The sequence below is a fragment of the Methanobrevibacter sp. genome, from assembly GCF_030539555.1.
In the GTDB taxonomy this organism is placed as follows: domain Archaea; phylum Methanobacteriota; class Methanobacteria; order Methanobacteriales; family Methanobacteriaceae; genus Methanocatella.
Window position 1 is genome coordinate 1 of sequence record NZ_JAUNXX010000055.1, and the last position, 9,515, is coordinate 9,515.

Consider the following 9,515-nt stretch of genomic DNA (forward strand, 5'->3'; position numbering starts at 1 on the left):
TACTCTAAAATTTCATTTTTATTAAAGAATCTGGAATAGTCATTTAAATAATCTATAGATCTTAATATTTGATTGAAACGATTATTTAACTCGGTGACATTTAAGTCACCGTTTATTTTATATGATTTATTGAAAAAATCAATCCAAATTTTATCATTTTTTATTAAGCTAGGTGATTTTTCATCAATATCGACTATACTATCCCCATCATAAACTTTAATATCATATTCCCCCTCAGGCAAGGCAATTTTAAATGTTCCGTCTAAATTAAGTGGAATTTTATCAGAGGAATAATTATTTTTAACGCCAATAAATCTTATATAATATCCTAAAAAAGAAAATTTATCATCCATTGCAAATACTCTTCCGCCAATACCTTCATCACCACTATTCAAAATTAATGAAAATGAACCTGCATCAACAGTGAATTGAGGTTTTTTTAAATTTCCCGCATAAATTGAAGCTCCTTTTGCAACAACCGTCAAAGGATCAATGCTATGCTCAAGAGGAATGTCGAACTCCTCTTTTAATAAATCTTGCACCACCGGACTTAAACAAGATCCGCCCACAAGAATTAATTTATCAATATCTCCAGTTGTTAAGGAATTGCCTTCTAACAGATTTCTCACTAAATTAAATGTTGGTTTTATTAACGGATTTATGATTTGCTTGAGTTCATTTCTGGATAAATCATATGTAAAATCATAACCACTAAAAAGATTGTTTATACATATACTCTTTTCCATATATTTTGATAATTCTTTTTTAGAAATCTCCGAAGCAAGTTTAAGTTTTGAAAATATCTTCTTATATTTTGGATTGCCCCTCTTAAAATCATCCAAGTTCAAATCATCGGCTATCTTTGGAGTGAAAATTTCATCAACAATAGCCCAGTCAAACACATTTCCCCCAAGATTTTCTAAACCCACACTGTCTATTTTTTCAAGTTCATCCTCATTATTTCCAATTAAGGAAGCAGTGAATGTTCCACCACCCAAATCATAAATAATCCACTTTTCAAATGAATCATGATTTGATTGTAACTCATAAGCAATAGCCACAGCAATAGGCTCGGGTATAAGGGAATGAAATCTAAATCCGGCAAGATTAACGGCATCATTAATAGCTTTTGTCTTCAAGTAATTTGAATTTGCTGGGACACAAATAACAGCATGTTCTATATCCACACCAAATTGATGATAAGCAGATATTCTTAAATCTTTTAGGATTTCAGCAGACAATTCTTCAGGAAGCATATCCCGAGAAGATTGTTGAAAATTGAATGAAATTGGAAATCCCATAGTTTGTTTAAATTCAGATATTGCATTTTTATTATCCTCAATCAAAGCCAATCTTGCATCTTCCCCAACATGAATCGTATTATTATCATCAATCAGAACAGCAGAAGGAGTAAAATCATCTCCAGTTTTTCGATTTTTGATAATTAATGGATTTCCATTATTAAAATATGCCATTATCGAATCTGATGTTCCTAAATCAATCGCATAATCAACAGTATCCTGTTTTAACTTATTGTCCGTTTTAAACTCCGAATTCATGTTTTGTTTCCACAAAGACAATTTATATTCATACTTATCTCTAATTTTTGAATCATAAACTACAGCAAATTCCATTAAATTAGATGCATCTATTAAATTATTTGAATTGACTAAATTGAGTGCTCCTGCAACAATTTCTTCAACAGAATAAGTCTTTAAAGTATTGATAACATTTGCATAAATCTCATTAATATGTTTATTAGAATCCATTAATTCCTCAAGAGCAATGATTGATTTGATTAAATTTCTATGACTAGATAAACCTATAAATATTTCCCATAAATCAATATAGACTGCAAATTTATTTTTAAGGGAAGGATTATACGCAATTGCCTCAATTAAAAGTTCACAGGATAATTTATAATTTTTACCCATTAAATTAACAGTGAAAGCTTTGGAAATCAATTTCGCATCAGGATACCTAGATTTCCACATCTGTAAAGTTTCACCATAATATTTACGAATTTGATAATCGTTTAAAACTTCACATTCCAATATCTCAATAGCCTCATTTAACCTATTTTCACATTTGGCCAATTTGAAAGCTTTTATTAAAGAATCATTAATAATATAATCACAATATTCGCCAACAACCTCGTTTGTTGTATTTGTGATGTCATCCTCTTGTAAAGATTTGAGTTTGCCAATAGCTATTTCAACATCACTTAAAAGTTCAGAAGCATTATCATATCTATCTTCAGGAGCAATACTTAAACATTTCATTACAATTTCATCCAAATACTTTGAAACTTTTTTATTATAATGGCTTGGCGGCTTTAAAGGAATTTTCCAAGGTTTCAAATCCAATAAATCTTCAATAGAAAATTTGTCAATATCAAAAGGATAATTGTTAGTCAATAACTGATAAAAAATCACACCCACAGCATAGACATCAGTCATTGTTGAAACATTCTTATTAAAACATTCTGGAGCCATATACGGTCTTGTACCAACTATATCAATGTCTGAAAGACTAGTTGTAACTTCTTTTGCAAAACCAAAATCAGATATTTTAGCAATTAAATCTCCACAAGCATTATAACTAATTAAAATATTGTTGGGCTTTAAATCCCTATGAACAATAGGAGGATTTGTCATATGGAGAGTATTCAAACCATTTAATATTTGCCTGATTAAATCCAAAACACGACTAATTGGCATCAATATTTCTGAGTTAATAAATGAATTTAAATATTGATTTAAGTCTCCTCCTTGAACATATTCCATTACAAAGAAAGCCAGATCTTGTTTTTCAGCTCTGTCAGAATCAGAAATTATTCCCGCATCAAAAATGCTTATTATGTTTTCATGCCTTAATCTGGTTGCAAGCATTACTTCTTTAAAAATAGATTTGATATTTGTAGTTGGACTAATGGGCTCTTTAATAATTTTCATTGCCCTTAAATCATCTAAATAATTATGTTTAACCAAATAAACCTTTGCAAAGGATCCTTCGCCTAAAAATTTTTTAACTTCATACTGGCCATTAAAAAATTCATTAACTAGACTTTTAACTTCATCAAAATCCACAAACATCACCAAATTAGATGACAACTAAAATGAACAGTAAATAACAGCCCCTCCATTACCTCTAGACAATTTAATAAAGGAGTTGCTTCTGATTTTAGTAGGTTTGCCTTTTAAAATTTCAACATCCCCAATAAAAGTGCCATTAGAACTTGCATCATCTAAAACATACCATGCATCATCCTTGTAAAAAATTTTTATATGAGGTTTTGAAATATTAGAAACAGTCGAGTATTCATTATCTAAAAGAATCACAGGTGAGTCAAAATCACCCTCATCGAATTGGTCTTTTCTTCCAATTTGAACAACATCATCCTTATGGATTTTAAATGTTTTACCTTTATCCACACCATTGAATATGGTTAAAGCACAGTGATTGGAATCTGTTAATTGGAGATTGCTTTTATGTAAATCAAAAAATGTGAAAACTTCATCTGACAGGAAAGTAATTTCTAAAAATAAATCTTCAAATGCATCTTCTTTTAAAAGGTAACCTTTAACATTTCTACGACCAATCTTATTAACCACTTCTTTTTTGACAGATATCTCTTCGATTAAATCCGCATCAAGTAGCTGTTTTATGTGCTGACCTAACATTTGAACTGAAATTTCAATATTATATTTATTTAACAATATTGAGTTAATTTCACGAGAATATAATGGTTTTTTCTTAAAATCCCTTAAAATTTCTAAAATTGAGAATCTGACTTTATTGTTAACCGCAGCCAGTTTTACAGATATTATATTTGAATCATATGAATCTAAAACTACCGTATTTTCCATTTCCAAATCACTCATGATAAAATCTCTCCAAATCAAAGGTTAGATATGTAAGATTGTAAATATATTTATCCCAAAAAATATTTAAAATTTCGCAGAAAGTAAAATATTTATAAACTTTTGTATTTAATTTGATAGCATATTCAATTGTTCTTTAAAAGTGAAAGTTCCTTTGAATTACAAAAATAAACGAATTTAAGAATTTTTATGGTTATTAAAGAAATTTAAAACATTTACAACATCTAATTATTTATATTACTACGTTCTAACTAATATTAAACAATTTTAGAGGTTATTAAATGATAAACATTTCTTCAATAAAAACACATATGTACTGTCCAATGAAACTGTATATCCAAACACACATCGATTCAAATGAAAACATTGATTATCAACTAGCCCTTGAAACAAAAAAGCTTAAAATTGATATCCAAGATTTGATTCAGAAAAATATGCGCAAGGTCAAACAGGACATGACACTGCCTGAAATTGAAAACAGATTATCCGAAAATATTGATTATTACATAGAAAGCAATGCTAAAGCAATACAGGAAATTGATTTGAATAACGAATATCCTGAAATTTTAAATGAAATAGTGGACAACACCTACTTTAATATAAAAATAACTGCATTAAAAATAAATCAGGCCATGAATATGCTTAAAAAAAATGCATTTGCAATAACAGACATGTTCTTTCCAAATTGCATGTATTCCTACCTATTAAAAGACCCTCAACTCAAATTAATAGGAGTATGTGACAAAATTGAAATAATAGACGGAAAATATTACCCCGTATCAATAAAAAGCTCAAAACCACCATTAAAAGGTGTTTGGGATCAAGATGCAATAGAATTAGTGGCTCATGCGATTCTACTTGAAGAAGAATTTGACACCGAGATATTTGTGGGCTTTGTCTACTATGAAAAAATTGATGAAAAACGACCAGTAATCATGGATGTAAACTTAAGAAAAGGATTATTTGAAGTTATACGTGAAGTTAATGAAATTATAGACAACAATAAACTTCCAAATGTCAGGATGAGTGAAAAAAAATGTATGAATTGCAAATACAAAGATATTTGCATCAAAAATTAAAATTTAATATTGTCACCAAGCCTCTTAATATCAAATACCGCAGTATCTGCTATTGACATTACTGCCAAAACTCCCGCTTGAATCGGGTCAGTAATAATCAAATCAGCATATTTAGTTACACTTCCAGGCATATTAAGACAAATTACAATTAGGTTATTTTCTTCTTTTACTTTTTTAACTGCTTCAGTAATTTCTCCACCCATCAGCGAACCTGCAAGAACCAATGCACTAACACGAGGCAATCTTGAAATAGCTTCAACAGCTTCGGCCAAATCTTTTTCACCAACAAGAGGAATAGTGTCGATACTAATGCGTTCTCCGCGTATATTATGCCTATCAGCTTCAGTGATAGCCCCCATTGCTACCTGAGATACTTGTGCTCCACCGCCAACAATAATTATACGTTTTCCATAAATATCCAATTGAGAACCATGCAATTCGACAGATTTGATTTCTTCGATGTTTTCCAAATCATAAATTAAAGCGTCAATATCTTCAACATGTTCCAATTCCAAGTTAATGGAACCCACATTATTTTTTTCGACAAAAAGATGAACATAACTAATATTAGCACCATGAGCAGTGATAACATCAGTAATATCATCTAAAACTCCTTTTTTCTCATCTGATTTGATTGTTAATGTATAATCATTCATTTTTCGGCCTAATTTTATCTAATTCTGCATGTGCTTTCTTCCACATGCTTAAATAATTATCATCTTTAGTAACTGGAATAACATCAAGACCCAAATCTTTATGTTCTTTAATCCATTCTTCATGAAAAACGGGTATTTCAATTTTAATTGGTTCGGAAGTTTTATTAACAACAATGAGATTTCTATAAGGGAAATCCCATTCAACAATATATCCTCCCAGACTTACCATGTGATATGGTCTCATAACAAATTTCAAAACAACCACCTCATAATAATCCAAGTACGATAGCTAATACTCCAAGCAAGGTTGCACCTAAAATAGTTGGCAACAATTGTCTGTTTGTAAACACAGGTGAGAATGCTGATAAAATTCCCATCAGGAATACGAATATTAATGCAACTGCAATATTAAGTAAAATTCCCCATGACATAATTGTAGGTGGAACACCAATGAACAATACAGAAAATACTGCTCCAAGTACAAACATTAAAAATCCTCTTGTCAAATAAACAATTGCCCTATATTTAGCGGCATATTCCATATAAGGACCTTCAATAACATCAGATTTAGCTTTTATTATTGAAAACGGATATTCATTTAATACAATCATATATCCAATGAAAAATACAATGGCTGCAAAAGCTCCAGATATTGTAAATAAAAATGGTCCATTAACTTGTTGAAAAGCTACAATATCTTTAAGGAATATACTTCTAGCAGCAGTCACTGGAGCAAATAATGCCAAATAAAGTGGGAAAGAACCATATGTAATCATTCTTAAAGACCTTTTGGAACTTATATCCTCAATAAATGACCTTTGAGCATTCAAATGCGCTCCTCCTTTTGCAAGATCAGGAAATGGCATTCTTAAAGACATGACTGATTTGGATAATGCTCCCATCAACACATAACATATTTCTTCAAGTTTTAAAAGTCCCACAATAGCCACTAAACTTGCCAATGCAGGAATTGCATAAGCCTGAGGAGTTATTGCAATAAGTAAACATAAAACTACAATGAAACATACTATAGGCAATATTTTGTATAAACCTGGAACAGGAGATGCTACTTCAATGTTCTCTTTAAACATGAATTTGATTGGAGCCATAATTCCCGGTGAAATTACGAGCGGTCCAATTCTCTGTTGAATTCTAGCATGAATATATTTCCTTTCAATACCCGGAAGCAATGTTGAAATTACAAAACAAACTAGCACTGTGAGAATTACTATAATAACTGAATTTATTAATGTATTTCCAAACATAATCTACCTCCTAATTATTTCAATTGCCCTGTCCGTACAAGTAAAACATGGATCGCACTGTACAATACATAATTGAGCATCAGTAATCTGATCACCAATACATGCATATTGCATTGCACCAATATTAGCCATTGAAGGAGTTCTTATTACACAATGCCTTACCCTTCCACTTTCAAGAGCATATGAATGATATAATGTTCCTCTTGGAACCTCAATATAACTTTCAGTGAAATCTGTATCAAACATTTCCCAGTCTCTATTGATTACTTTACCTTCGGGAATATTTGCAATGGCTTGGCGAATAATCTTAATTGATTCAAATGACTCTAACGCTCTCATAATCAAGTTTGATTTTACGTCCCCATCAGGTTGGGTAACAACATTGAAGTCAAAATTATCATATTCGAACATTGTTGTCCTCAAATCCCTTGCAACACCAGTAGCCCTTAAGCTAGGCCCTGTAACAGCCAATTCGATAGCTTGTTTTTGAGGTAAAACACCAATGCCAGTAATCCTTGACATTACGATTGAATCTGCCATAAATCTTTCAACAAAACTTGTAAGGCCTTCTTCAACAGCATCCATATCATTTTTAAGCCTTAACAGTTTCGCCTCATCCAAATCACATCTAGGCCTTACACCGCCCAAAACAGAACAACCGTACTGGACCCTGTTTCCCCCAATCATTGCAAGAAGTTCCATTACGATTTCTCTTAAGTAAAACACTCTCATAGAGAATGTTTCATGAGAAAGCACTTCACAACCGTGAGCCAAGTACAGGAAATGTGAATGTAAACGTTCAAGTTCTCCCATAATTACACGAATATATTCCGCCCTTTCAGGAATTTCAATACCTAAACCAATTTCTGCAGTCCGACATGAATTCCATATATGCGAATTGGAACAAATTCCGCAAATCTTCTCAGTAAGTGCATTAGCTTTTTCGACTGGAAGTCCTTCCATAATTCTTTCAATTCCACGATGATTTACACCAATTGTGATTTCCGCTTCCTGAACAATTTCATCTTCAACGAAAAATCTTACCCTATATGGTTCCAATGCAGCAGGGTGAACTGTACCCATTGGAATTTCAGTTTCAATAATATTACTTCTCGGTACTTTTTCATCCATTTAATTTCCCCCTCAGTCCGCATCTAATAATGTAGGTAAAAGTGATACTACTCCAGCCAAAACATCTTGAGGTCTTACAGCACATCCTGGAACTTTTGCATTCACAGGGATGATATTTTCAACCGGACCTTCAATTTCCTCAGATGGAATATCACCGTAACAATTCTTATAAACTCCACCCATTAAAGCGCAACTTCCTGCAGCTACAACCAGCTTAGGATTAGGAATAGCTTCATAGATTGCTTCTAATGGTTTTCTATTTAAATGTGTAACTGGTCCTGTAACAACTAAAACATCAGCTTCACGAGGATTCCATGTTAAAAACACATTATATTGCTCAGCATCAAAACGAGGTGACAAAATTGAGTTAACAATTTCAATGTCGCATCCATTACATCCGCCAGTATAAACCAACATGACATGTATTGCTCTTGCTCTTGAAAATGATTTAATTCCCATCTAATCACCCCCATCCCTATTTTTTAACACTGTATTATCTGATAAATATTGTGCAATGACTTTAAGTTTATCATCAGATATTTTAAACGGTTGATTGAGACAATCTGAAATATCAACTTCTTGATCTCCAACACAGCTTGGGTGTATTGTTCCTTTCTCACCATATAATGAGAATATCGGACAGAAATCATGACAATAATAACATACAACACATTTTTCAAGATTAATTTCAGGTACTTCACTTTTAGTCCAATCATCAGTTAATTTAATAGGGGTTGTTAATTTTTTCATTTCAATTGCGCCTGTTGGGCAGACATTAGCACAACCAGCACACCCTATGCAAGCTTTTTCATCAACTCTATCATCCACTTCAACTGAGAGTGTTGAGATCTGTTTTCTTAACTCCATATCAGTAACTCTATCAGCTGCAAAAAAGATTCTTTTAAAGTTGGTAAAAGCTCCTTCTAAAGCTATTTTAAGTATACCACTCATTTAAATACCCTCTATTGAATCTTTAAAATTTCTTTCGAATAAAAATGCTTTTGCAGGACATGCATTCTTACATGCTCCACAATAAGTACATTTTTCCTCGTTAACTATAAATTGACCATCAATCTCATCAATTGCATCATATGAACATGTTTTATGACATAAACCACAATGCATACATAATTCCTGTTCGATGAAATTAAATCCATCCTTAATATCATATTTATACATTGTAGATTTAGGAATTGCATCAACTGGACAGTGAACAGCGCAATTTTCACATAAGATACATTTATCCAAATTAACTGAAATTGATCCTCTATGCAACGTAATTGCTTCTTCCTGACATACTTCAACACATATTCCGCAGGATATACAATCATCAGTAACTTTTCCATCCCATGAATGTGTCATTGCTTGACGTGCATGAGTTTCATCACAAACCTGAGTACATTTTCCACAGGAAACACAAAATCCAGACAATGTCGGTAGTTCCTTATCATCAAATTCATCATAAATAAACATTTCATCGTCTTCAGTCAATGTGCGAAC

At 31.9% G+C, this 9,515-nt stretch carries 10 protein-coding genes; 1 reads left to right on the plus strand and 9 read right to left on the minus strand.

What is annotated here, in order from left to right; all coding sequences use genetic code 11:
- On the minus strand, positions 1–3,089 hold a 3,089-nt coding region (locus tag Q4Q55_RS08365), incomplete at its 3' end, for an Hsp70 family protein (protein WP_303372362.1).
- 24 nt (positions 3,090–3,113) lie between these two features.
- Positions 3,114–3,884: an FHA domain-containing protein gene (locus Q4Q55_RS08370; RefSeq protein ID WP_303372363.1), complete on the minus strand. Its 771-nt coding sequence runs from the start codon at positions 3,882–3,884 to the stop codon at positions 3,114–3,116.
- 281 nt (positions 3,885–4,165) lie between these two features.
- Here Q4Q55_RS08370 and cas4 point away from each other — a divergent pair, with 281 nt between their 5' ends.
- Positions 4,166–4,963, plus strand: a complete 798-nt coding sequence (gene cas4 / locus Q4Q55_RS08375) for a CRISPR-associated protein Cas4 (RefSeq protein WP_303372364.1) — start codon at positions 4,166–4,168, stop codon at positions 4,961–4,963.
- On the opposite strand, the gene Q4Q55_RS08380 is transcribed toward cas4, so the two are convergent.
- From Q4Q55_RS08380 to Q4Q55_RS08410, 7 genes are all read right to left on the minus strand, one after another.
- The gene (locus tag Q4Q55_RS08380; RefSeq protein WP_303372365.1) at positions 4,960–5,619 is read right to left on the minus strand and encodes a DUF5612 domain-containing protein; all 660 of its coding nucleotides are present in this window, start codon (positions 5,617–5,619) and stop codon (positions 4,960–4,962) included. The genes cas4 and Q4Q55_RS08380 overlap by 4 nt on opposite strands.
- The gene (locus Q4Q55_RS08385) at positions 5,612–5,875 is read right to left on the minus strand and encodes an energy-converting hydrogenase B subunit P (protein WP_303372366.1); all 264 of its coding nucleotides are present in this window, start codon (positions 5,873–5,875) and stop codon (positions 5,612–5,614) included. The genes Q4Q55_RS08380 and Q4Q55_RS08385 overlap by 8 nt, the downstream gene beginning before the upstream one ends.
- Positions 5,876–5,885: 10 nt before the next feature.
- Entirely contained in the window at positions 5,886–6,884 is a 999-nt protein-coding gene (locus tag Q4Q55_RS08390) for a respiratory chain complex I subunit 1 family protein (RefSeq protein ID WP_303372367.1), read from the minus strand.
- 3 nt (positions 6,885–6,887) lie between these two features.
- Entirely contained in the window at positions 6,888–8,015 is a 1,128-nt protein-coding gene (locus Q4Q55_RS08395; protein ID WP_303372368.1) for a nickel-dependent hydrogenase large subunit, read from the minus strand.
- 12 nt (positions 8,016–8,027) lie between these two features.
- Positions 8,028–8,474, minus strand: coding sequence for an NADH-quinone oxidoreductase subunit B family protein (locus tag Q4Q55_RS08400; RefSeq protein ID WP_292603639.1), 447 nt, complete (start codon positions 8,472–8,474; stop codon positions 8,028–8,030).
- A complete protein-coding gene (locus Q4Q55_RS08405; RefSeq protein ID WP_303372369.1) occupies positions 8,475–8,966 on the minus strand; it encodes a 4Fe-4S binding protein in 492 nt (163 codons plus the stop codon).
- The coding region (locus Q4Q55_RS08410; RefSeq protein WP_303372370.1) for a 4Fe-4S binding protein at positions 8,967–9,515 on the minus strand (549 nt) is incomplete at its 5' end.